General features: G+C 59.1%; 19 protein-coding genes. 4 read left to right on the top strand and 15 right to left on the bottom strand.

Translation table 11 applies throughout. The features are described 5' to 3' along the window. The first annotated feature begins 1,340 nt into the window (after positions 1–1,340). From ACNAOU_RS09410 to mobF, 3 genes are all read left to right on the top strand, one after another. Positions 1,341–1,904 (top strand): flavin reductase family protein, encoded by a 564-nt coding sequence (locus tag ACNAOU_RS09410; RefSeq protein ID WP_422758486.1) that lies wholly within the window; start codon positions 1,341–1,343, stop codon positions 1,902–1,904. 513 nt (positions 1,905–2,417) lie between these two features. Next, on the top strand, positions 2,418–2,756 hold the full coding sequence (locus ACNAOU_RS09405; protein WP_422758485.1) for a hypothetical protein: 339 nt from the start codon (positions 2,418–2,420) through the stop codon (positions 2,754–2,756). Continuing rightward, entirely contained in the window at positions 2,753–6,313 is a 3,561-nt protein-coding gene (gene mobF, locus ACNAOU_RS09400; RefSeq protein WP_422758484.1) for a MobF family relaxase, read from the top strand. Before ACNAOU_RS09405 ends, mobF begins: the two co-directional genes overlap by 4 nt. Positions 6,314–6,911: 598 nt before the next feature. On the opposite strand, the gene ACNAOU_RS09395 is transcribed toward mobF, so the two are convergent. From ACNAOU_RS09395 to ACNAOU_RS09325, 15 genes are all read right to left on the bottom strand, one after another. Next, the gene (locus ACNAOU_RS09395; protein WP_422758483.1) at positions 6,912–7,193 is read right to left on the bottom strand and encodes a hypothetical protein; all 282 of its coding nucleotides are present in this window, start codon (positions 7,191–7,193) and stop codon (positions 6,912–6,914) included. A gap of 100 nt (positions 7,194–7,293) precedes the next feature. Continuing rightward, positions 7,294–7,800, bottom strand: a complete 507-nt coding sequence (locus tag ACNAOU_RS09390) for a single-stranded DNA-binding protein (protein WP_422758482.1) — start codon at positions 7,798–7,800, stop codon at positions 7,294–7,296. A gap of 52 nt (positions 7,801–7,852) precedes the next feature. Beyond that, entirely contained in the window at positions 7,853–9,010 is a 1,158-nt protein-coding gene (locus tag ACNAOU_RS09385) for an ArdC-like ssDNA-binding domain-containing protein (protein WP_422758481.1), read from the bottom strand. Positions 9,011–9,094: 84 nt separating this feature from the next. Further along, entirely contained in the window at positions 9,095–9,595 is a 501-nt protein-coding gene (locus tag ACNAOU_RS09380; RefSeq protein WP_422758480.1) for a hypothetical protein, read from the bottom strand. Next, positions 9,592–10,902: a type IV secretory system conjugative DNA transfer family protein gene (locus tag ACNAOU_RS09375; RefSeq protein ID WP_422758479.1), complete on the bottom strand. Its 1,311-nt coding sequence runs from the start codon at positions 10,900–10,902 to the stop codon at positions 9,592–9,594. The genes ACNAOU_RS09380 and ACNAOU_RS09375 overlap by 4 nt, the downstream gene beginning before the upstream one ends. 488 nt (positions 10,903–11,390) lie before the next feature. Further along, the gene (locus ACNAOU_RS09370; protein WP_422758478.1) at positions 11,391–12,851 is read right to left on the bottom strand and encodes an ATP-binding protein; all 1,461 of its coding nucleotides are present in this window, start codon (positions 12,849–12,851) and stop codon (positions 11,391–11,393) included. Further along, on the bottom strand, positions 12,848–14,338 hold the full coding sequence (locus ACNAOU_RS09365; protein ID WP_422758477.1) for an SCO6880 family protein: 1,491 nt from the start codon (positions 14,336–14,338) through the stop codon (positions 12,848–12,850). Before ACNAOU_RS09365 ends, ACNAOU_RS09370 begins: the two co-directional genes overlap by 4 nt. Then, positions 14,331–15,746, bottom strand: coding sequence for a type IV secretion system protein (locus ACNAOU_RS09360; RefSeq protein ID WP_422758476.1), 1,416 nt, complete (start codon positions 15,744–15,746; stop codon positions 14,331–14,333). The genes ACNAOU_RS09365 and ACNAOU_RS09360 overlap by 8 nt, the downstream gene beginning before the upstream one ends. 12 nt (positions 15,747–15,758) lie before the next feature. Next, positions 15,759–16,073 carry a hypothetical protein gene (locus ACNAOU_RS09355; protein ID WP_091551245.1) on the bottom strand — a complete coding sequence of 105 codons (315 nt, stop codon included), beginning with the start codon at positions 16,071–16,073 and terminating at the stop codon, positions 15,759–15,761. Positions 16,074–16,417: 344 nt separating this feature from the next. Further along, positions 16,418–17,851: an argonaute/piwi family protein gene (locus ACNAOU_RS09350; protein ID WP_422758475.1), complete on the bottom strand. Its 1,434-nt coding sequence runs from the start codon at positions 17,849–17,851 to the stop codon at positions 16,418–16,420. Next, the gene (locus ACNAOU_RS09345; RefSeq protein WP_422758474.1) at positions 17,848–19,509 is read right to left on the bottom strand and encodes an SIR2 family protein; all 1,662 of its coding nucleotides are present in this window, start codon (positions 19,507–19,509) and stop codon (positions 17,848–17,850) included. Before ACNAOU_RS09345 ends, ACNAOU_RS09350 begins: the two co-directional genes overlap by 4 nt. Positions 19,510–19,926: 417 nt before the next feature. Next, entirely contained in the window at positions 19,927–20,892 is a 966-nt protein-coding gene (locus ACNAOU_RS09340; RefSeq protein ID WP_422758473.1) for a hypothetical protein, read from the bottom strand. Between the two features lie 239 nt (positions 20,893–21,131). Beyond that, positions 21,132–21,440 (bottom strand): hypothetical protein, encoded by a 309-nt coding sequence (locus ACNAOU_RS09335; RefSeq protein WP_422758472.1) that lies wholly within the window; start codon positions 21,438–21,440, stop codon positions 21,132–21,134. 290 nt (positions 21,441–21,730) lie between these two features. Then, a complete protein-coding gene (locus tag ACNAOU_RS09330; RefSeq protein WP_422758471.1) occupies positions 21,731–22,612 on the bottom strand; it encodes a hypothetical protein in 882 nt (293 codons plus the stop codon). A gap of 190 nt (positions 22,613–22,802) precedes the next feature. Then, positions 22,803–23,330: a C40 family peptidase gene (locus ACNAOU_RS09325; RefSeq protein ID WP_422758470.1), complete on the bottom strand. Its 528-nt coding sequence runs from the start codon at positions 23,328–23,330 to the stop codon at positions 22,803–22,805. 743 nt (positions 23,331–24,073) lie between these two features. On the opposite strand from ACNAOU_RS09325, the gene ACNAOU_RS09320 reads away from it, so the two are divergent. Then, positions 24,074–24,247: a hypothetical protein gene (locus tag ACNAOU_RS09320; protein WP_422758469.1), complete on the top strand. Its 174-nt coding sequence runs from the start codon at positions 24,074–24,076 to the stop codon at positions 24,245–24,247. Positions 24,248–24,336: the final 89 nt, after the last annotated feature.

The raw sequence follows: 24,336 nt of genomic DNA, 5'->3' as shown, positions 1-24,336 counted from the left end.
GGCGCGCTGACGATGTCCGTTCCAGGAGAATCGTCGGGTGCGCGTTGGTCGAGCGGGCAGCGTTCGCGTCGTCGACGACTCCGCCCTGGAAGGCGGTCCTGGCCCGTCTCCCTGAAGGACATGGTGCGTTCGGTCCCGGGTTCCAGTTCCGGCTCATTCCTGGAGCCTTGTGGCCCTTTGGGTCCCCAGAGCAATGGGCGACAGCGCCGGTTCGCGAGGACGGATTCGCTATTGCTCTCTGATCCAGAACTGGCCAGAACCTTAACGGCGGATCATCCGGCTGCCCGTCGCCACATGATCCACAAGGGCAGCCACTTTCGGCAATCGTCGCAGGCGTGTGGGCAGTCCCGCGTCAAGTGATGCCGGAGAACCCGCCGGCTTGCCGTGACGTCTTCCGTGATCCGGCCTCATACATGGCCCCGCTCGTGCGTGGCAATCTGCCGTGCGGGACGCGATCGCACTGGAGCATAGGGACGGAGTCCTCGTATCTTCGGGGCAGCGTCATAGGCGTGAGTTTTCACCCCTATTGAACTCCAGCCACCACCGCAGATGTTCACTTAAATTGAACACTTCTGCGTAGATGCCAACGGCCTAAGGTGTGACCTTCCCATTCGGCCCGTTCAGAGCCTCGGCAGCTTCGAGGAAGGTTATAGAAGGCTTTCCATCCAACAGACTGCACGCCACACTCATGTCTCCATTTGCCCGACCCAGCGTACGCTCATCGGCAGATTTCACTAACCGGTCCGTAGGCGCCCATCTGAAACCTGCGTCATTCCACCGACAGGCAACCCTGGGCGAGGCGCGCAGGCGTGAGTGGGGATAAAACACTTATGTTCAGTATTACTTGACACGATGTTATTCGGAGGAGTGTAATGGAAATCACGATATGAGCAGCCGGCATGACTCGCCAAAAGCCTGATGCGACTGCAAAGGTACAGCGTCGAGTAAGGAAAAGCAGATGAGAATTCATCAAGGAGTAGACAACCGACTGCCCGGTGCTGCCGCGCATTCATTCTCAGGCGGCAGGCGGCATGGTGCCAAAGAACTGCGTTCGAATTCGGGATGGAAGCCCCCGCATACGGACCAACTCGGCGCGACCAAGAGGGCCCCGACTATGGAGGACACTTCTTCGTCAACTGGTTCCGACGCATTTGAGTCCTGCCAACCCTGGCTGGGCTACTGGTAACAGGCCTGAGACCACTCCCGTCGTCATTCAAAGCACCCGCGCGCCTTCCAACTCGCTGTAACAGATCCACAAGCAGTCGAGTAGAACGCGCAGTTTCTATAAATCCTCCGTAGAACACGACACCGGAAATCTAAGCATTGGAGCAGAAATTATCATGCGAACCGACGATTCTCGAGTCGACGCTGACGACTTCCGGTACGCCTTTCGTGCACATCCGGCAGGTGTTGCTGTTATCACCGCAGATGCCGGCGATGGGCCTGTTGCAATGACCGTAAGTTCTGTTGCATCTGTATCGATAGATCCACCCACGATTATGTTCTCCGCTTCCGCGATTTCTTCGAGCACTCCAGCACTCCGCCAAGCCGAGACTGTGGTGATACATCTGATGGCAGCAGACCAGATCACACTGGCAAAGCTTGGCGCCCGCAGCGGCGCGGAACGATTCGGAGATGACGTCGATTGGGGACGTCTTCCTACCGGCGAGCCTTACTATCCCGGAGCCAACTGGCTGCGAGGAAAAGTGAAGCAACGCATCGACGTGACCGGCGCGACCGTCATCATCGTTGAAGCCATCGAGACTAAACCCAGGGAAGTGGTCACGGAGTCCGAGCCGGTACCGCTCGTATATCACAACCGGAGATGGCATGTGCTGAGCGATAAGTCCGCTCTATCAAATCCCATACCGGCGTTCTATCACGTGTACGGGCGTGACGAGTAGGGTTTCGAAGGCTACGATTCCATGCCCAGATAAGACCTTGTTTTCGGCACGATTCCGAACTACGGAGGCCATGGGGTTATGAGGCGATTGCGCAGCAGCTTCCTGCGCAATCGCCTCATAAGCTCAATCGCCGCGAACATCCCCTAGCGCCAATCCGTCGACCTCTTGCGCCATTTGGTGGGCTAGCCGCCCGGGAGTAATGCTCGTGGCTCGGAGCCATCGATACTCAGGCTAAACGGCACCCTACCTACTCCAATCGTCCAGAGTGTGCTGAGGCGATTGGACTCAGAATGCAGCTCACCGCTGACAGCTCGCAACTACTGACCGAAAAGATGCGAACATACCCCAAGCCCGTGGCACGTTTGGACGCATCTGACATCGGCCAACAGCGCCGCCACATGGATTGCATCTATTCCCTAGCGCTCCTTCCTAAGCTTTCCTCACACCTCTGGCATCCAAGGCCCGTCGGCCGGGAAATCATGCGGTGTGCCTGTGTAGGCCGTATGAACTGTAGTGAACAAGCAGAGCACCAGACAGCCAGCACATGACGGTCCTGAAAATGACACCAACTACATGGACCGGCTCCTGACCGAGCTGAGATCACAGTCATCCGAACTCGAACGACTCCACGCCTTCTACGAAGAGCTGGAAACCAGAAACGGCCTCCTCCACAACGAAGTCCTGCGCCTGAAGCGTGCACAGCGAACGAACGTCCAAGACCTCGCCCGCGTGGCAGCCGTTCTGCTTCAAATCTCGCGAGCTAAAGGCGTCGCCCTCGACTCAGTGACGCTCGAAATCCTGCGGCGGCGAGGTTGGCTGCCCTCCAGGCCCCGCACGGGGGTGCGCCCATGACCATGTCCATTGCCAGGCTCTCCGTACGGTCAGGGCTCAAGTACCTCTTTAATTCCACAATGCTGGACGATGCCTCCCCCGCTCCTGCGGACACCATCAGTTATTACATGAAGATGGGAACGCCCCAAGGTCGTTGGTTGGGCAATGGTCTCCAAGGGATCGCCAGGGAAGCTGGAGATAGGGTCACGGAATCCGATGCCCGCTCCATCTTCCAGGATGCGACCCACCCGGACACCCAGAATCCGATGGGGAGACCCCAAGGGCAGCTGGCGATGAGCCAGGAGGCTAGAAACCAAAAAACGAAACACGCCGTCGCCGGCTTCGACCTCACATTCAGCGTCCCCAAGTCCGTCTCCACCCTGTGGGCCCTCAGCCCGCGTCACCTTCAGGAACAGATCCTTCAGACCCACCACGAGGCCATCGAAGAAACGCTTGCCTGGATGGAAGAGAACGTCATAAACACGCGATCCGGGCGAAACGGCGTAGCGCACGTCGGCACCCGAGGCGTTATTGCCGCATCATTTGACCATTGGGAATCCCGCGCCGGCGACCCTCAGCTCCACACCCACCTTGTCATCGCGAACCGAGTCCAGCGCATCACCGACAGGGCATGGGTCACGCTGGACTCCCGCTCCCTATATAAGGCAGTAGTCGCAGCCAGCGAGCACTACAACGGGCTCCTCTTCGATGGCTTGCACATGAGCCTCGGCACAGAAACCGACATCCGAGCCCCAGCACAAAACGCCCATAACCCCAGCCAGCAACTCACCGGCATCCCTGAAGCACTTATTCGCGAATTCTCCAACCGTTCAAGGCTCATCGACATCGAGACCGATCGGCTCGTCAAACAGTGGACCACTGAACACGGAACTCCCCCGACGGCGACAACCACCGTTAAGTTGCGCCAGCAAGCTACCCTGTCGACCCGCACTCCCAAGAACGCTTCGCTGTCGCCATTACGAACGCTGTCCGCACAGTGGCGGGACAGAGCAAAGGCCAAGGGTTTCGATCCCGAATCCGTCGTAGCCTCCACTATTCGGCGGTCCCACTCACGTCCGTTCCGCGTTGGCGACTTTGCCCCTAACTGGATTGACGCCGTCGGGCTTCTCACTCGAGAACGCGTTGCGGCCAAGCGCTCAACCTGGAACCGTTGGAACCTGATCGCCGAGGGTGAGCGTGTGTGCGCTGAGATCCGTTGTGCCTCCCCCGCTGACCGCAACGCGCTGATCGATGCCGTGGCTACAGCGGCGGAGCGCCAATCCGTGCCGCTCAACGAGTACAGGTACGGCGTCCCAGCGGATGCCGCTGATGATCTGCGATTCGCCGGGCGAAGCGTCTTCGAGTTCCACGGGTCGCGCCTCTACACCGATGAGCCGACGCTAGCCTTTGAGGAAGAAATCCTTGCGGCGAAGAACGATGACGACGGGCCGGCTGTGGCGGTCGATCTCGCCTTCCAGACGCTCACCTCATACAGAAACGGCGAAGGGTCATCACTGCACGATGACCAACTGACGGCAGCGTCGGATGTCCTGCTGAGCTCATGCAGACTCGATGCCATCGTCGGGCCGGCAGGGACGGGTAAGACAACAACCCTTGGCGCGGTCAAAGCAGCATGGGAGGCAGCGTATGGGATGGGCAGCGTCGTGGGTCTGGCGCCGGCTGCTGCGAGCGCCGAGGTTCTCGGCTCGGAGCTGAGCATGGCTACCGAGAACGTCGCTAAGTGGCTGCATGAATCTGTTGGCTCTGGTGCGGCCGAACGGGCAGGGCGATTCTTCCATGCGGACGATCGGCTCCGTGCGGCAGCCGTCTCGGGCCGAAACGTTGGCCGCCTTCAACAAGAGGTCGCTCGGCTATCCGCCGAGCAGTCCCAATGGCAGTTTCATCCCAATCAGCTGGTGATAGTTGATGAGGCATCCATGATCTCGACTCTTCAGCTCGCAGCGCTGGTGCACCAAGCCAAGGGAGTGGGGGCCAAGATCCTCCTGGTTGGCGATCCCGCCCAGCTCGATTCCATTGATGCCGGCGGTGTGCTTGGTTGGCTTGATCGGCAAGGGAAGGCAGCGAGGTTGAGCACAATCTGGCGTTTCAAGGATCCGTGGGAGCGGTCAGCCTCCCTCGGGCTGCGTGAGGGTCGTCCGACTGTGCTCACAGAGTATGACGGCCATGGTCGCATCAGGCATGGCCACTACTCAGATATGGTCGACCATGCCTACTCCGCATGGCACTCGGATGTCTTGGCTGGTCGAGTTTCGGTCTTGATAGCTCCTGATAACGAGACCGTCCAAATGCTCAACGAGCGGGCCCAAGCCGACCGGGTAAGTCTGGGGGACGTGGACGCGGAATGTACCCTGGTCCTTCGGGACGGGCTTCGAGCCGGTCGTGGCGACATCGTCATTGCCCGTCGGAATGACAGATCCATTCGCGACGATCGAGGTGAGTTCCTTCGCAATGGGACGCTCCTCGAAGTCACGGGAGTCGATAGGCGCCACGGTGCTCTAAACGCAATACGGAAAGACGCCGGAGCTGCTTTACTCTTGCCGAGCAGTTATGTGGAGTCATCCGTGGAGCTGGGCTACGCCACAACGGCCCATCGCAGTCAGGGTCTCACTGTCGACACCGGCCACACCGTGGTGACCCCCGGCCGCCTCACGCGGGAACTGCTGTACGTCAGCATGACGCGGGGCCGGCACTCAAACACGGCCTACGTGAGCGAGAACGACCCTGATGAGGACGAGATCCTGGACCCGAGTGCGCGTTCGAGCTGGAGGGTGATCCTTGGCGAGGTGCTTGCTGCGGAAGGTGCGGAACGGACGGCTCACGAGGTACGGGACTTCGAACGGCAGCACGCCGACAGCCTCGAGCGTCTGAGCCGCGAGTACGATTACCTGGCTCAAATCGCTGCGGGTTTGGATCTCGCAAATGCGGTCGAAGGTCTTCTTCCCGGCTGCTCTCATGAGATGAGCGCATCTCCGGCTTGGGGCGCCACCGTCGCTGCCTGGCGACGAGCCAGCAACGTGAATCGGCCAGGAGCGCTGCGTACCTTGAACGAAGCGCTGGGCTCAGAAGCCAGTGCACGGGACCTAACCGCAGTTGCCCATGCCCGACTACGCAGGTTCTGCTCGGCGATGCCCCAAACGCCCATCGATCCGTTGACTGAGCAGCTGCCGATAGACCGCCCAGACCTTTCGGCGTTGCTAGACCAAGTACGACGGCGGATTGGGAACCGTGCGGAGCACGTCGCCAACGCGGCGCTAGTTGGTGAGCCTGATTGGACCACAGAATTGTCACAGGACATCGGTGCGGGGGCAGATCCATTTGAGATGGCCGCCTTGATTCGAGAGGTTGCTGTCTACAGGGATCGTTGGGGCGTCAAAAGCGCAGCCATCCCCCTCGGCCCGACTCCGGCGGACTGGGAATGGGAACAGCGAGCGCAGTGGGAATATCTGCAGCGAGCAATCCATCAAGTTGCCACACCACAGCCAGTTCCAGAAGATGTCCGCAACTCGTATGAGTTCGACTCCCCTATAAGCCTGACAAGTGCTGGATGGCAGCTTTAAACTGGAAGCTGGAGTAAGTATGCAGATGAACCCAGCCCTCAAGCCGAGAGTAGCAACACCCGCTCTGATCGCTGCGAGCGCAGTGACGGTGGTGCTGACCCTAATCTTGGTCGCCCTGGCCCTTACCGTTGCCGGCACCGCTTGGCTGCTGATGACCGTCGCCGCTCTCAGTGTCGTACTCGTCGTCGTCTGGAGTAGGCGCCTTCGCGGTCTACAGCGGTGGCAATCGGAAACCGACGCTCAATGGAAGCGTCTCGAGGGTCTAAAAGGGGGCAGCGGCACCACGACTGAAATCACGGTCCTTACCGTCGACGCCCCTCAGCCGACAGGCGCTTGGGTCACTATAAGGTGGAATCGTTTCGACTACATCCAACCAGCGTGGATCGAAGCGCTTCCCGAGCCCATCTGGCCGGGTTCTGTCCTGCTGATCCGGCCGGATCCCGCCCAGGTGCGACCAGGAGCTCCGTGGCCCGACACCTACCGCATCAGCGGTGATCATGTATTGGCGTGGGCACCACTCGTTTAGTCGGCGGATCACTCCGCTGCAGTTCACTCGTTGGCCTCGCCCCATAGTGCTTGATGAAACGGCCACCTCCTTCTACAGCGGCCGCCCCCGCCAAGACTCTTGGTCCACCCGCTTGACCTGTCCAGCCGGGAACCACTCCACGTGATAAACGCGTCGGTCATCCACCCACTCAACCAGCCCAAACGTCCGCGTGTATTTGATCGCCCGACCATAGATCTCCCCCACGCGAACCAGAGGCTGACCACCGGGCTCAAGCTCGATGATCTTGCCGTCGTCAGGTTTCGGGTGGCTGTTGTCGGCGTCTATCTGAGCCATCATGCGGGCGAAAGCGGCGGAGTCTTGCTTCGGTCTCATACCAACAAGACTAGAACATATATTCGAACACAGATCCCACTCACAAAAGAAGAGCCCACGCCTCGACGAACGGGACGTGGGCCTTAACGGCGAAGACAGGTCAAACCGTCATGTCATTTACCGGAGCTCCTCCTAAAGGGGACGCGACCACTGGCCCTTTGGTGGTGACGTTGTACGCTGGCCAGCCTGTCGCCGTCGTTGCTTGTGGACCCGTCGCTTCCACAGCCGCCTCTGGCTCGGCAACTGCTCGTGCAGAGCGCTGATACGTCGCGGTGCCAAAGCGAAGGTCCGGCCCAATGGTGTCGGCGATGATCCGCCGAGCTTCACGTCGTTCCCCGTCCTTGTCATAGGAGCGGAACTCGAGCTCTCCCGACACCGTCACGGGGTCACCCTTCTTCAGAGAAGTAGAGGCGTTCTCCGCAAGCATCCGGAACGCAGACACGTTGTGAAAGACCGGTTCGCCATCCCGCCAAGTGCCATCTGGGTTCTGAATCCGCAGGTTCACGGCAACGCGGATCTTCGCGTGCGGAGTTCCGGATTCCCCGATGGTCAGTTCGGGATCTGCGACCAGGTTCCCTGCGATAGTGATGGGGATCTTTGTATTCATGATGGGTTACCTTCCTTAGTCGACGGGCTTCTCCCGGCGGACATCTGCGGGTTCAGGGCCCAGCAATCTCAGGGCCGCTCATTGACGCGTTCGGTCCAGGGATCCCGGCATATGTTGGAGTGGCCACCACCGACCGGTCAGCACTGGCGGCAGCGAACTTCCCTCCGAACCCAGGAGGATCCGAGACCGCCAAAATCCCCTTGGTTGCCGAGGTCACCCTCCCTAGCACCGACTTGGCGATGTCGACGCGCGATGTCGGCACCCAGCCTTCTGAGGAGTCGTGCTTCAAGTCCTTCTCCGCGCGGATCACAGCGTCGGCCCAGCCAGCCAGATAGGACGCTGACTGCGGTCCACGATCTATGCCGTGGGCCCGCATGACGGTATAGGCAACTGATTCGGCTTCCACCTCCGCCAAGCCGCGATGGTTCGCACTGCTTCCATACAGTCGCCCCAGGCGGTCGTCTGGCCCGTGTAAAAGGACGTGACCGAGTTCGTGGGCAAGGACCGCTACCCGCTCCTCGTCGTTCATCCAGGCACCAACTTGAATTCGACGAGCATCAAAGTCGGTATAGCCGCTGGTGTAGCCCTGCTGAAATCCCGACACCTCAACCCGGAAGCTGTGTTCCTTCGCAACCAGCCGTAGGGAACTCCACAGATCACCCACGTCCGCCCCACCTTGAGGATCCGCGCGGGGCACCAACAGCGGCGCTCCCTCCGTTTGGGTGACGTCAAAGACAGCCTGCCCACGCCAACCAGTGATCACGTTCTTCTTGCCCCTGCTGAGAGCATCATCAGGTGCAGCCTGATTCGCTGGCAGGAGCTTGCGCTGTCCGTCAGGCAAAATCAGTTCCTGCATCGAGGCTGTCCGGGGCGCGATCACCCAGAGCGCGTGCTCTCCACGCAGAACCGTTCGCCCATGCCTAGCCCACTCTTTGTAGCCGGCTACCAGAGTCGGCTCTTGGGTGCCGCGCTGCGCCATCTGCGCCATCAGCAGGGCGACGTTACCCCCGGAGTACCGCCACAGGGTTGCGGAGGCGTCGAGCAGAACCTGCCAGCGCATCGGCGAATCAATAGCTTCCTCAAGTGCTGCGTGAAGTCCCCTGGTCAGTTCGGCTATGCGCTCCTCAGGTGACAGGCGAACGTTCGACGGCGGCGCGGCGGCTTCTTCAGCCCCGCTGGCGTCAGCATTCAGTTCAGATTCAGAGGCCACGACAGCCATCCTTCGTGCTTCTAGACGGCCCCAAGTAGGGATCACCTATTCATGTCGAGAAAACGAAGCGACGTCATGACGGGGTCAGCTTCGAGTCTGATGGGTGCCCAGCTTCCAGTCCTCGAAGTCCGGCTCGGCTGGCACGATCCTCACGACCGGTTCCTTATGGGTCTGCAACCCGACGCACCCAGCAGTCCGCGTGTGGGTTCGAAGACGCTCGACGCCGTGCGGCAGTCGCTCGTGGAACGCCAGCGGGCCGAATCCCGAGTCATCTGACGTGAAGGACGCCGCTTCCGCCCGCTGAAGCGCGTACAACTCTGCCACGATCTCCGAGTGCCGCCACCAACAGTCCGGCACCACCGACGTCGTCAGCTGATACGTGGCCACAAACCAGCGAACCCAATCGAAGAGGCTCTGCCACACCACCTCCGCCTGCGTAGATGACATATCCCGCCACCGATGCGTCACCCCGGCGCTGCGCGGCGACGGCTGGAACGACGAACGGAACAGTTCCGCCGTGAGTTCATCATCCAAGTCAGATACCCGCCCCACCTCGAAGTCAGAATCGTCCGCCTGGGTACTCATGAATCAGCCTCGCTGTTCGCTTCCTGCCGACTCAGGTGGCCAGCGGCCAGCTCTCGCTCGGTCTCCAGTTTCGACCGACCCAGCTCAGCGGCGTCCTTCCGCCGATGCCAGTCACGCAAGTCCAAGAGGATCGGACGAGTTCGTCGGCCAAGCATGAGCGCCGTACCAACAGGAAGGCGCCGGATCTCATCCAGACGAATCACCGGGCTCTCCCGAATCTGTTCACCGTCCTGACGGCCCTGAGATGACCAGGAACGGGTGTTGAGGATCAGGCTCCGCTCCCCCAGCAGGCCCGCCAGCGAGCGAAGGTCACGTTCATCCGAGCCGCCGCCAAAGATCACTTTGATGATCGCGGAATCCCAGATGGTGGCCGCCTCCTCTATTGACCAGCCACTCCGTGCTTGTGAAAGGGATTGCAGAACCACGAGCGTTGAGATTCCAATACCACCACCATCGGAGAGCACCACTGGCAGGCCGGGCCACGGAGAGAGATTCGCTATCTCGTCCAGAATCAGGGAAAGCGGTGGGTCGAGTCGGCCCCCAGGTGAGACAAAAGCCAGCTCACGCGCAGCGTTGTCGATGTCGTCGATTAGAGCCGACAGGTAAGGGCCGGCGGCCGCAGCTCCAGAGCGGGTTCCAATGAGGTAGAGAGTCCCCCGTTGCCTGATGAAGCTTTTGGGATCAAACTCTTGAGCTTCATCCTGTGGGTCCAGTGCCGCCAGCACCCTCGGAGATGAGAGCGGCGCCACGGCGGCTGAGACCCCAATCCAAGAATTGGAAGTATTCCGTGGGTCGTCTTCCAAGATCCCCATCAGATCTGCCTGCCACCCTAGCGCCGCACCGGGACGCCCCAAAATTTCCAACGCCTCCCTGGCCAACACTGGGCTAGAGGACCACCTACGGAACGCAGCTATTCCCTCCCCTGACAGCGCGGCCGCGTGGAGCAGGCACTGCAGCACGATCAGCGAACGCTTTTGCCACGCTGCATTCTCGCCCTTCATCTCTGTATCTGCTGTGATCACGAGAGCCCGTCGGGTTGCGATATCCGGGTCACCGCAACCACGTACCGGCGACCAACGCAGAGTCGACGGCAGACCCGACATTCCCTGTGGGTCAAAAACTGTCACTGGCCGCCCGGCAGACATCCGCGCTCGCATAGTGACCACTAGATTGTCGGCTCGCGTGGATGTGGTGACAACAGCGCCGGGCGCGTCGAGAATCGCATTGATGACGACATAGAGGCCCTTGCCCGAACGGGGCGCCCCCTGAATGACCATCGATTCTTCGGTGGAAACATGGATGGTCACTCCACGAGAGCGCCCAAGGGTCCACGACACATCATGAATGCTCGGCTTGCTCAGGCCTGGCCGAGTGAATTGCCCACGCTTTCGAACGGTTCTGGCTCCGAAGTCCCGAAGTATCTCTGCTCGGCCAGCCACGCCATCTCTGCTCAGGATGTCCTGCCGCAGCCACGCGCCGGACTGTTTCCAGGTTCTCCACGCGAAGGCCGCAACGGCTGCGAGCGCCGCCAACAAAGTGAGAACGGTACCGACGATCCACCAGATTGCCCCTACGTCTATAGCGCACCCGTTGGAGGTACCAGCAATCCAGTCCTGCCGGCCAGCCAACAGCCCGACCCCAGAAGCGGGGTTGAAGAACGATGGCGGCCTGCCGCCGCAGTGCCCAGCGCCAGCGACGTGGGCTGCTGCTTGGACCAACAGGCAGAAGGCCATGTAGCCGGTCAAAGCCCAGAGTCCTACTGAAACCAATGGACTGCTGTTACCCGATCTCGTCCTCACAGGTGCATCCGGTCATCAGTGCCAAAGACTTCCAACTCGTCGGTGGTCACTCTGTTCGCGACAATGAACGATCGGTTTCCAACCTTCCAGAGACCAACGCCCTTGGGAAGGTTCTCGACATGCTCGCACTCAGCTTCGGTCAGGCCCAGGGCTTCCTTGGTCAGCCGCATGGCGTCATGCTTCTGACGATAAATGATGCGCGTGTCCGCTTCCGTCAGCAGCCCCAAGGCCTTCTGACGATGTCCGCTCGTGCTGTCCCCGATCTCATTGAGGTCAGCCACCTTGTGCATGATCAGGAGGTTTGCAATCCCATACGTTCGCGCGAGGCGCCATTGCTCGCTCATCTTGGCCAACATGTAAGGGTCGGCGAGCATCCGCCAACCTTCGTCGTACACCACAAGCCGCTTGCCGCCGTCGGGGTTTGTTACTGCTGCTTCCAGCCAGGTGGCGCTGCAAGCAGCGGCGAGAGACAACGCCTGCTCGGACGCGCCGATGAGCGCGGACGTGTCCATGACCATCATTGGCGCGTCGGCATCAAAGGCCACCGTGGACGGCGCATCGAACATGCCCTCCAAGTCGCCTGAGACTGTGCGCCACAGCGAGTGACTGACTGACGCTCCGCCGTCCTTACCAACAAGGGCCAGAGTTTCTGCGGAAGGACTCAAAAGGTGGTCCAGCACCATAGGAAGTGTCGGCGTCGAGTTTTCCGCGGTGGTTTCCATGAGGGCCATGTCGAGAGCGGTGTGCTCAACAGGATGCAACGGTGTTCCTTGACGCATAAGAGACACCAAAGCCACGATCAGTTGCCGACGCCGCTGCCGGACGACAGCCTTCCACTGAGTGTCCGACAGCGAACTCGGCCGGGGGCCGGCATCCAAAGGATTCACACGAGCAGTGCGACCGGGACCAACGGAAATGACCTTGCCGCCCACAGCCGTGGCCACTGACACCCATTCACCTTTGGGATCAGACGCCACAGCCGCTTTCCGTCCCAACGTTATGGAACGGGCAACCAGTGACTTCCCACACATGGACTTGCCTGTGCCTACCGTGCCAATCACGACGATTGAAGGGCCGCTGATGATTCCTTTGTCGTACAGGATCCACGGATCGTAGGAAAAGGCTCCCGAACCAAAAACGTCAGTTCCTATGTACGTTCCCTCGTGGCCAAGTCCTGACTCCGTGATGAACGGGTATGCCGCCGCGAAGGTCATGGTCGAGGCGCGGTGAGGTGCCGGCCGGAGTCTATGCGGTCCCCATAGTGACTGCGGTTCCTTGCTCCCCCAATCGCCGACAAGGCGCTCGCGGTCCTCGCGCCGTTCCAAGGCTTCGTCGATTCGTTGGCCGAGTTTGCGCTTCTGCGGTAATGATTCAGCGGTTGCCGCCTTTCTGAGACTCTTGCGTTCGGCGCGAGTGCCCGACGGCGTATAGGTCACCTCTTGGTTCTTGAGACTCATCGCAATCCCCTTCCCAGGGGCAGTCCACCCGCAATGAACGCTGCCCACTGCTGCCCCGCCAGCAATCGAAGTTCGACGAACGCGCCGGCTGCGGCCGATTCGAGTTCGTGGCGGTGTCGGGCCAGATCCTCCAAGGACGCTGCGGTAATCGTCACGAAGGCGGTCGGACGTACATCGCCATGTCCGGCAACGATTTCTTCTTCCCGTTGCGATACTTCTTCTTCCTCGGCTCGCTGCTCCCTCGTCGTAGGGCGGTCGAACCGGGCATTGATCCTTCGACGGGTTTCATGAGCTTCCTGGGCCGATCGGATGTCCCGCAGTGCCTCCAAGGTGGGTACAGCACGAATGACCTGCGTGACCGTGTGCCGGAAGTCGCCGACGTAAACCAGCGGGTGCAGGAAGCCGGGGTACACCTTTTGCCGCGGCCATTCTGCGACCCAGAAAGTCTGGTGGAATCCGGAGTCCGTGCGGAGGTAAGTCCAGTGTTCCTCGAGGGCCATGGGGCTCGAACTCAGTCTCCGTTTACCGGTTGACCGGGCATCCTGAGGCTCGCTGTCTTTGTTCACCGACCCTCGGGCCACCGTTTCAGGATCAAAAGACCCCCTGAACACTTCAAGTAGTCGGGACTCCGAGAGCCATTCGTCCACCCGTACTCCGTGGGTTGCCAATGATGTAGTGATTGCCTGTACTTCCAAGCGCAGAACACGTTCGAGTCCGCCTAGGCCGCCGCCGGACTCTTTGATGCGCCTTCTCGACTTGGCCGTATCCACCACAACGGACAGCAAAACGTCGTGACTCATGGCGGAGCCAGCTGCAGCTATCAGGTCTTGATAGGCCAACTCGCCCCACGAATTGCCACCAGGTTGGCCGCCATTTTGCACGATGGTGTGGTCGTAGAAGTTCTGGAGAGCTGACGAAGGGTACGGAACCGTGTAGTCCTGCACGGCGATTCTTGCTATGTCTGAGCGTTGTGCGAGTCCAGCCTGCACGCGCGACCATGCTTGGGCGGCCCACGCTTTGTCGTCATCGTCGAGAAGAGCGAATGACCTGGTGGTACAGCGCAAGACGACCGTCGCTTCCTTACCCTGAGGGTCGACGATAAAGCACTCGCCACGTCGGGTCATCTGAAGCTTGAGGCTGCCGAGTCCACCTGGCAGTGCGAGCTTCCCTGCTTTCAATGCCTTCTCAGGGCGGGTGAGGTATCGGGTCTGCCCCAGGATCAGTCGAACGAAGAACAGCGTGATGAGGCTGACCCAGATGGGATACGGGATGCGTGCGTGTTGGAGCACTCCCATGAGCATGAGCAGCAGCCAGATGGGACTCAGCGTCGTCAGTCCGACAGGGCCTCCCGTTGCAGAGGCAATAATGGCCGTCAGGATGCCGAGGGCTAGCAACACGAGCTGGTACCATTTCAGCCCAATGAAGACGCCGCGGCGCTCGTATCGGGGAAATTTGACGGCCTCGAGGGCGCGGGAATCGTCAGTCATGGGGTTTCTCCGGAGGGAAGTGCCCCTCAGAAGCCTTGGGTCTGATGGGCGGCAATTGGGATGCGGGCAGCGCGCTGCCGGGACTTCGCACCTCGGGCTGCCGAGGAGACCTGGGGCGGTTTGACTTTGGCGGACCAGCAGCCTGGTTCCGGCCTATCGGCGAAGGTGTCGTAGACGACGCTTGCTTGCTCTGCTCGGTGACGACCTCTCCGCTCACCACGTCGTCCCGCCTTGCGGCGCCTCCGCGGGCAGAGTTTGTTCCGTACGATGCCGAAGCGTTGTCACTTGAGGTGAGTATCGGCGTCGTGCTCGTCAGGCTTCGCGGCAGGGGCAGTGAAGGCGCCAACACGCGTGTGGGGAAGTCTCTGCGACTTGATGGAATTGGTCGAGCTAAGGACGATCGGCCCAACATTGAGGCAATCGTCATGCCACCGAGTTGTCGGCTGAAGTGCCTGGAGGCAACGCTGCTACTGCGAGCAAGGACATGGCCGCCGCCAGCCGTTTGAGCCGCGGCTGCGAGTTCGCCGCCCGCAAAGCTCACCAGTCTCAGCGCCATCAATGGCGCTCCGCAGGCAAGAACCATACCGACAGTGCCGGCCGCCAAACCGGCAAAGGACGTCGAATCTGCAAATAGTTTGATCGCCGCCGCCAGTACTGTCGCCGCCAGCGGTTTCGCCAGCAAGAGCGCGACGACGACTTCGCACCACCGCCCGGCCCAGGCCTTTGACTTCTCCCAGGGCATCATCATGAGGGCGACCGGTGCGACAGCCGCGAGAACGGCGAGGGCGAACGTTCTGAAGATCATCGAGCACATGAGGATGAACGCCAGAATCCACACGACGATGACCGCCATGACGGTCACTATCGCGCCACCGACGGCTCCGCCTTGATTGCCCGGCGCCAGGGAGATGACGTTCCATTCGCGCTCGGAGCCTTCTGGAGCTCGTTCGAAGCCAAAGAGCCGCATGAACACGACATAGGGGTCCGTCCCGATCGATTCCAAGAGAGCGGTCGAAGCAGAGTCAGTCACTCGGGTGAGTTGCTGGACAAGGTAGACCGCCGCAGCAACCAACGGCACCGCTGCCGCTCCTCCAACCAGGGCCCTCATCAGCCGGCGAGGTTGCTGGCTGATAAGTCCGGAAAGGAGTTGAAGGATCATCACGACCACCAGCGGAGTCATCATCACGATGACCCACCAATTAGTCAGTCCGCCGATGGCGGCCCACTGCGAATCGTCGACTTCGGAAACGCTGAAGGCCCCTGTGATGAACCCCCACATCCACGAGGCGATGTTCTGGAGGACGTTGGCGAAGATTGAAGTGATGGAACCTTGCACGCCGTCGTTGGCCTGGGAAACCAGACCACAGCCCGGCGGCCACCAACCGTTGAGGTCACACTCGACCGGCATGATCGTGAGCGGTTAGAAGCCCAATGGAAAGGCCGTCTGGGACCAGAGTATGTAGCCGTTGATCCCGCCTAGGATTGCCGCGACCGGGCCGGTCCAAAGAAGGATCACCCCTCCGCCTGAAGCAAGCCGCGACGATTGGCTCAGTTTGCCGGCCAACAGCATCGCGGCTCCGATGATCGCCACGATCGCGATGACGATGAAGGCGCCGACGAGGATGCCGCCGCCGATCTGCTTGAGGGACTCAAGAAAAGGAAAGTTCGCGTTTGGTGTGATCCCAGGATCCACCGCTGCCAGTACCATCTGGTGCTCCATCCAGTCGTCTTCCAATTGAATGAGCTGCTTGTGCTCACGACTTCATGGATGGGGCGGAAGGCAACAACATGACCTCAACGGGATTGGACAAGGGAAGCCGGCAAACTGTGATTGCGATTCATTGGGCTAACGCCGCGCCTTGGCCTTAACGCGTCGCCGCTGCAGCTTCTGGGGCGTTCCCTCGAACTTGTCCTGCTCCAGAGCAATGGTCGCCGGACCAAGGTCAGCAATTTACCCATTTCGACCGCTGCAGGGCTCCCCGCAACCGCAACCTGGATATAGTGCTGATGGCTAAATACGGCTTTTGAAATCCAGCCTGCCGTTCACATCCAGCTTCCCCTCATAAACCTGAACTATCGTCACATAAATAGGCGGTAAGGATACGCATGGTCAGTTAGTGCGGGGGCATGGGCAATAACTTGTGCCAGTGTTTGTGAGTACTTTAGCGTCACAGGCAGCGGATCAAAAAGTGCATCGTTGTTCCAATCCATTTTAGTCAGCGCCAAAACTTCCAATGCAGTGTCCTCGAGACTGCCTTTACCGGCAAACCGGGTAAGAAGAAGTGGGCCCGGAATGGAATTGCCTCCTTGAAAATAACTGCGTCCACTCGTTGCGTCCGGGGCATTCCCACCCGTCCACAGGAGCACGGCACGTGTAGACAGGTGAACTACGGTTCCACGCCGGACGGGATAACCATCCGGCGATGTGCGCGGACCCGGCTTGGTCGGATCGCGAGGGGAGTTGAGTTTCACAGCACGCCAGGGCACACTAGCCTGCACTTGGACACACTCCACTTCAGAGATGCCAAAGAGGGCTTCACGCACCCCTTTAAGCTCTTCCTCGGTGAAGACACTGGATTTATGAATGACTACACGCCGAGGAACCCCTCCTCCATTTCTTCGCTGGTAAAGGGCGAGGCTCCTCGCGATGACGCTTCGCATCTGCTCCTTGGACAAGAAAGGGTTACGCAGATCGATGCCACCCCCGACATCGAATGCCACGAACTGCATTCCTCCCCCGTCTGCATCGAAAACTTGGCTGCAGCACGTAACATACTGGGCGTCCTCAGGCCGGCCCCGCCGGGCGTACGCAAGCCCTATATAAGCCGAATCGAGCATTGCCGGGTTCTCGGCAATTTTCCACGGGTTACCGCCATATTTGCTGTAAAGAGCAATGCTAAGACGCCATGCCACGGACGCGCGACAGCGGTAACTCCAGACTTCGTCGTTCAGTATCTGGGTCGAGATTCCGAATGAAGCGGCGCCCACTTTAATGGAATGATGTAAATCGAAACCCTTATCGTCCCTAAACGCAGAACTCCACGAGCTCGGAAGAAGGATAGCCACAACATCAAATGACTCACGGGCCGCGGCGTATTGACGCAACACGGCAAGGAGTGCCTCTGCAAGGCTTTCGCCGGAAAATTTCTTGGGTGCCAAGTCCTGGAGATCCGCCGGAAGCGTGGCATGTAAAGGTGCCGCAGCAGGCGCTATGTCCAGTCCGAAAGCACTGCTCATCCCAGGGTAGTCGGGTAGATAGTCACGGCGTTCCTGCGCCTTCTGTGGCTGACTCAGCTCGCCGAATAGATGACCAATACGATCGTAGGCGCCAGGCGGCCCAATCGTAGCAATTCGAATTGTCTTACCGAGAAGGGCGTGTACGTTCTTGCTATATGGACCGTATCGCAAAAGGCCACGCAGAGGATGAACCATTACCGCATTCTTATCGGAAGAATCAAACGCCAGCGTAGGCTCGTCCAGTACGCGATACGGAGGAAGCTTGGAACCAGTCACAGTAACCCCTTCTGCCCAGGAACACTCCATGCTGTGGTTTTACTCAGAACGAAGCGCGTGCTTTCGTCCCTTGGCCAGGCTCTGACAGTAGTTACGTCCTCCGGTGCGAGCATTGCTGCCCAGACAGAGACCATATCCGCCCAATCCTTGTTTCGTCTCTTGAACCATCTGTCTCGTATCCACGGTGAGACCGGATCAGGGCGGAGACGTTCGGGGTGGGGCTCTACCCATGTAAACGGCTCGAATAGCAGCCACCATCTGCCGAGTCGCCATTCAAGTTTCAGACGAATTCCCTCCGCGTAACGTCGTCCGTCGTACTTCGGCAAAGTTCCAAAAAGATCTGCACCATAAACACTTCTGAAAGGTTCGAGCGCAACTTTGACCTTGCCGCGAAGATCCTCGTTTCGCACCAGTCGTGGGTCGCTGAGGAGGAGTTCGTGCCCGCGATCTCGAAACTGTGGGAGTACAGGGCGATCGCGCGCCAGAGCTCTAACAAGTGACCTAAAGAGCAGGCCTTGGACAACAGTGTCAGCCTCAGGATCTGCCACACGGATTCCAAAAGCGATCCCTTCTTGATGCTTGTCTATAACTCTCCGCAGATCGGCGTCCGAGCCCAACGCAAACACCTCTCGACCGTTACTCACGGCATCCACGTTTGCACGAGCTTCCCTGAGGTCACGACGAAGTTCCTTGTTTTCAACCGAAATCCGCGCAGTGATTATGCGAGAAGGAAGGCCTGTCACAGGGAGGGCATTGAAACGCAAGATTGGGAACCTGGCATACTCCCTGTCCGGCGGTTGAACATCCTCAACTTGCGGCGCCGGTCGAAGTTCCTCAAGCTTTGCACCGAGTTCTGCAGGAAAGTCCCTATGCCTGGCCAGCTCTCCCAACAACTCATCAAAAGTCTCACTAACCACGACCCGCGTCTCCACGCCCGCTCGCTCGGCGGATGCCAGAAAAGTTACAACGCGAGGGAGTAGTTTTGTCGAAGTGCGTCGTACCCAGAATAGGCCGTTGGGAAACGGCGTCGGGGATGCGAGAGCATGCTCCAGAGCATCCATTATTGAGTCGTCCCGGCCACTGTACCCAGCTACAACTAGACCGAACCTTCGCATGGATTCCGTGAGAACCAATCCGAGATTCTCGTCCTGGGACTGAAGCTCGGATTCAGTATTCTTGATGGAATCAGATTGATAGTCGCCGTGAAGTTTGACTAGGAGTGGCCAATCGCTCTGCTCCAGGCAGCGCCGACCGATGTCAGAGTTTGTCAAGGCGCTGACTCTAAGAGGACGTCGCTGACTAAGTTCAAGCACATCGTTTGCTCGGGAAGTGGACTGCTCAATTAGGGAATCAAAATTGGTCGTAAACACCACTGGAATATGCCCGGTGGCCAGCAACGCACCCAGAATCTGCTGGCCATACGATGGGCTCCCAAGCTCGACAGCATTCGCGATGTAGCGGCGGCGATCCACCGCAGACGGATACATCTGCGTGAAGGCCGCCTCATATTCCCGAGGGTCGCCGTAATTAGGGAAGCCATTGGCGCCATCGAAGAACCGGTTGATTCGGCTCGTCCAAATTGGGTCTTCGGCGTCTATATCATTTCGAGAAAGCTTATGCGCGGACGCAAACAGCGATGCTTTGAAGTTAGCGATCATGTGTCCCGCCGTCGGAACCCCGGCGCTGGCAGAAGCTCCCGCTCCGAGAAACCAAGCTACCTGTGCCCTTCGGAGCGCTACTAAGCGCGCGAACTCGCTCTCACTTAATTGACTCGGCACCCATTCCCCCTTAGTGTCCGAGCCTCCTACTCGCCCGAGACGTCTCTGCAAATCTCTCCCAGAATCGCACAACTCAAGCCCCCCAGCATGCCGACACGAGTGCTGTCGCCTACATTGCGACCGGTCCACCTTCCGCGTCGGGAGATGCTTGTCCCTCGGGTGGTGTGCCGTGGAATACCGGCACCCAAGCACGAAGACCACGAAGACCTACGGGCAGCTATGCCAAGGCATGAAAGAGCGACGCCGAGTCCCCGTGCGCTACTTTGGATTCCTACGCAATCGCGCTGAACCACTCCATCAACTGACATCTTCTTGGACTTCGCGAAGGGCATTCTCGGCAGCGGCCCTTTGAAGTCGCGCAGTCCACAGGTCATCCGTGCTGGACCGTAAGAAGGACACACCATCAACCCCAACGTTGAGCGTGAAGCCTACGCGCCCCATCCACTGCACATACCAATCCAGGCTCCGGGCTAAGGCACCCTCGATCTCCACGTCAGTCATCGGAGTTCCGATTCCTGGAATATCGCTGAGGATATTGACAAGCGCCGCCCAATGATCTCCCACATAATCGTCCCAATTGTCGACTCCGTGCTTGTCGAGACGATCAACGGGAAACTGCCCCGCAAGTTTAGCCACAACGGCACCAGCCGCATAGCCCAGAACTTTGACGAAGTCAGCCAAGACGGATGTCACCTTTTCTCGGAGGACGGCAGGATCTGCTCCTGCCTCAGGGTCCAAGAGCGCGGTCAGCAAATCCACCGACGTTGTGTGTAGCATCCACCCCATAGAGTCGATGTGGCCCATCGGCCCTTCTTCATACCCCATGTCGGCGAGCTCGCGTTCGATTCGGAATTCCTCAATTGCGATTCCGACTGAGGCAAGCAGGTCGTACTCTTCTTGACTACCGACCATGTGGTGTCGGCTGACGAACTCTTCACCTTTCCGCGCTGCAACAACGTGCCCACCTTCGTGAGCTAGTAGTCGTTCATTTGCGTCGATCGTGGCAAGGTTAAACAACTCGTGATCAATGAAGATCGCTGGGCCAGACGAGTGCGTCACCGTCTTAGCAGCTACTTGACCGCCTCCTCTGGAAGTGGAGTAGCTCGCATACCGCGCGTCGTGAGAAAAGTGATCCCGGACTGACGTCTGTAGATCATTTGTTACGATCACCAGCGACTCTTCAGCACCAATTCGGGCGAGTCCCCTTTCGATGGCATCGGTTTGGGCTTTAGACAGAGTACAGTCGCGCGTTTCAAGAGACATGGAATGATATTCCCATAATTGGACGTGCTGGCAAGTCCAGTTGCTCCTTATCTGCCGTAATGCTTTAAACGGATGGCTGGTTTTCGGTGTCTTGGACCAAGTTTCCAAATCGCCTTGACCGGCACCACCGGGCTAGGGTTTGTGCCGACGTCGCGGCCGAGTCATGCTGCCGTCTGTACAACCATGTCTGCGAGGAGGGCATCGTCGGCAAGGACCTGCAGTCCGCCATTTAGTGTCCTTTAGCGCTCTTGCCGAACTCCGGACGAATCTCCATCAGAATCGTTTGAGGTCATCGACTCTTCAACGACGGCCTTTAGCTGGTCCTTTGCCTCAGCCGCGGCGGCTCCGCTTCCCTTGTACTTTGCCCAGCCACGTTTCCCAGCGTCGAAAATCGGCTTCGCCCCGACGCCAATCAATGCGCCGACTCCCAGCAACACTGGAGCAGATTTCTTCACAGCGTCGTATTCGATGGACTTGATCAATTTGTCCACTCCACCAAGGCTCTTTGCCAGTGTTGTGATGTCTTGATACGGACCTAAGTTCCCCATTGTCCCCTCCTGGCGCGGGCTAGCACTCAAAGTTTAGTTTAGGCGCATATCAAAGAAGCTCGTGCGCCTGCTCCTTCAATCAGCGGAACCGGGCTGAGCCAGACCTCTGTTCCTGATGCTTTCGAAACTCATTTGGCTGCCACCCAACGCGGCCACGTCGAAGCCCAAATAGCAATCTGACCCGCGCCCACCTCGACAACGGGACGTCGAGGCTATCCGTCTTCAAGGGAGATGGGAGAACCGGCCCAAATGCTTCGTCTTCGTTGTCACCAGACCATTTCGGAATCCAGTTATGTACGAACCACCCGCATCGGTACTTGTACCCACCGCAGCTCGCCCGAGCAAGGTTGTGTCTTGTTGAAGCTACCGCCGTTTGATCGCCTGGCTCGTCTTGCTTGAAGTCTCAGAGCGCGGTTTATGACGGCCAACGCGGCAAGTAGGACCTTGGAAATGCTGGCCTCATCAGACGAAAGACAGCCGTTGAAAACATCCTCAGTGCTGGAGCCCGCATCGGGTGTGAAGGTGGATGTATGCGCGCCCGCCCAAGTCTTCCCATGAGTTGATCCAGAACTCAATTGCCAGGCACCGAAGATCCAGCGTGAGAGGCCCGCTTCCTTAGTCGCCGTCGAGATAATCGTTTGGACGGATGGGTACGAACCCATGACCACGTCCTTATCTACTTGCGATTTCTCAACGGCGGCGGAAAGGAGCTCCAAACGCATCCTCGTCGTCTCGGCCACATCGACCCCCATGGTGCCATACGCCCTACCAAGCATCGCTATGTTGTTTGCCTCCAATCTCAAGGAGCGGGTGATGCGAGTCTTCCGGTCTTTAGGGTTTAGTAACCACAGTGCGGTGCTGGCGGTCTCGATGGCTGATCTAATCAGCGTGAATGGCGCGAAGATGTGTTGAGCGTCGGCGTCTTGCATCACGGTCTTTAGACAATGTAGGTGATCAACGGCCGTCAGGATCAGGTAGTTGACTGCGTGCGATGTCTGATACGGTCGCGTGAAGCGGTCGTCCAACCATAAAACAGAGCGCTCCGCGAGGGGCAAAGCGCTCTGTAGCAGTTGTTGGAGCCGGTCGATATCCACAAAGGCCAGCAGTAGCTCTCTGTGGGCTTCGGCAAGTTCTTCGTCGGGCTGGACACGAAAAAGTGGATTTGTGGGCACCGTTTGAGACTACTCTGACGCCGCAGCGGGAAACGCGTCAAACACGTCCTGTAGATCTAACAATCTCGTCCGGTGCCATCTGGCGCAACTCGTCCTCCACCGCATAGGACAATACGGCGCCCGTTGTTACTAAACCCAAGAAGAGCTTGTGTTGCCCGCTATTGCCCCGCGGAACTGAGATGTCAGGGCTCTAACTAATGAGATCGAAATATTCCGTTCCTAAGTTCCACTCGATCGGGTGAAGCAATGTCCCCGCCGACGGGTTGAGCGCGCTATACATCATGCCGTCGCCAGCATAGATCCCCACATGCCCCCAGTTGTAGGGACCTTGTGGGTTCTGAACGACAAGGTCTCCGATCTGTGGGGTATCCGTCATCCGTCCTACTCGCCACTGCTCCACACGCGGCAATTCGATCCCAACCTGCCGATAGATCCACTGCACGAATCCCGAGCAGTCCCATGCCTTGAAGGCCGTTCCACCCCAGACGTAAGCACCTCCGACACCCGTCCGAGAGAAACGCAGAATGTCCTGTCGGATTTGAGGCAGACCTTCTGCAGAGACCAACTCTGGCCGGCCGCTCTCCCCCGCGCTGCACTTCGGGACCGCCGTGACACACTGGAGCAGGTCAACGATGGCTGTCGCTTGTGGTTCCCATCGAGCATAGAGCTCTGGAAACGCTGAAACTTGAACTGCTTGGGCTGCTTGCCCTTTGCTCATGCCCGACCAGCCTGGCACATCCAGCAAACCTCGAGGACTGCCCTGGTTCGGCCCAGACGGCCCTCCGTAGAATGCCCGTGCGTTGTAAGAAAGATCCATCAGCTCTGCAACGGTCCCCCATCCAGCCGCTGGCCGCTGCTGCGCCGAACCTACTGAATCGTGGTCACTCCCAACCCCGTCATGAGGAAACTGAAATGACGCAGGGACATTCGCGTTAGCGAGCATTCGAAGCGTCGACTCCTGGAGAGACATCATTATGGCGATCACCATTGCCTCCTGAGGAACGCCAAGTTGCTTCCCCACGGAAATGTACCCCTGTGCCACAGCAATCTGCCCTGCGGAGAGTCCAACGGCTTGACCATCAGGCCGAGATCCACTGTTCTCGAGGACGCTTTGTGTGACAGCGCCGTTGTTTGACACACACTCAACGGCTGATTCCAGCTTGTCGCCCGCCAGGGCTAAAGCGACCGCACCGACGACAACACCCAGGGAGAGCACGATGACGAGAACGACGGCGGTTGCAGCCCGTACGAGCGTTCGGCGCCTGACTAGGGCCATCGCCAAAGCCGGATGCGGCATCAGTAAACGATCCGGCTAGTCGAGGCATAGAACCCGACCATTTGGCATCGATCAGGCGGGGCGGTCGCTGCCGGCGGGCAATTAGCCATGACACTGACGGGCGCTGTGTATGAATTGGTGCTACTGACAGTCTGGTCAACGACCTTGAGCCGAACCGTGCAGACATGAAGCCCCGTCCACGGAGCCGGGCGTTCGCGGACTTTTACGAGTTCGTTGTCGCATGCCATGGATTCGATCGTTGCTACCCTGTGGGCACCTTGGCCCGCAAGCGAAGCGAAGGACCCCGCGTTTATGCCCGTTGCCTCAAACTCCTGGACCAGGACGGCCAACGGATTTGACCCGTCAGGGAGGACGACCCACCAACCCCGAATTCGCGCGTAAACGTCCGAATACGACGAACTTCGGGTGTCCCAGCTATAGATGGCGA

Origin of the sequence: Paenarthrobacter sp. C1, assembly GCF_049315185.1 — a bacterium.
Taxonomy (GTDB): domain Bacteria; phylum Actinomycetota; class Actinomycetes; order Actinomycetales; family Micrococcaceae; genus Arthrobacter; species Arthrobacter nicotinovorans.
The sequence above is the reverse complement of the archived record's forward strand: the minus strand, read 5'-3'. Positions and strand labels throughout refer to the sequence as shown.